Annotated in this window: 1 protein-coding gene; it reads right to left on the reverse strand. The window is 46.1% G+C overall.

Going from position 1 to position 696, the window contains the following annotated elements; genetic code table 11:
- On the reverse strand, positions 1-696 hold a 696-nt coding region (locus tag B7708_RS00070; RefSeq protein ID WP_193431731.1), incomplete at both ends, for a hypothetical protein.

Genomic DNA, 696 nt, shown 5'->3' on the forward strand with positions numbered 1-696 from the left:
AAGTGCTTTGGCTTGCAGATACTGATGCTGAAGTTGATTGACTTGAGCTTACTGATGCTGAAGTGCTTTGGCTTGCAGATACAGAGGCGCTTGCTGATGCTGAAGTACTTTGACTTGCAGATACTGAAGCCGAAGCTGATTGGCTTGCTGATATAGACGCTGAAGTTGATTGGCTTGCAGATACTGATGCGCTTGCTGATTGGCTCGCACTTACAGACGCTGAAGCTGATTGACTTGCAGATACAGACGCTGAAGCTGATTGGCTTGCTGATACTGATGCTGAAGCGCTTTGGCTTGCAGATACTGATGCTGAAGTGCTTTGGCTTGCACTTACAGACGCTGAAGCGGATTGACTTGAGCTTACTGATGCTGAAGCGCTTTGGCTTGCAGATACTGATGCTGAAGCTGATTGACTAGCTGATACAGATGCTGAAGCGGATTGACTTGAGCTTACAGAAGCTGAAGCTGATTCACTTGCAGATACTGATGCTGAAGTTGATTGACTTGAGCTTACAGAAGCTGAAGCACTTTGGCTAGCTGATACTGATGCTGAAGCTGATTGACTTGAGCTTACTGATGCTGAAGCGCTTTGGCTAGCTGATACAGATGCTGAAGCTGATTGACTTGAGCTTACTGATGCTGAAGCTGATTCACTTGCAGATACTGATGCTGAAGTTGATTGACTTGAGCTTACAG

Source organism: Streptococcus oralis subsp. dentisani (assembly GCF_002096615.1).
Lineage (GTDB): Bacteria > Bacillota > Bacilli > Lactobacillales > Streptococcaceae > Streptococcus > Streptococcus oralis_U.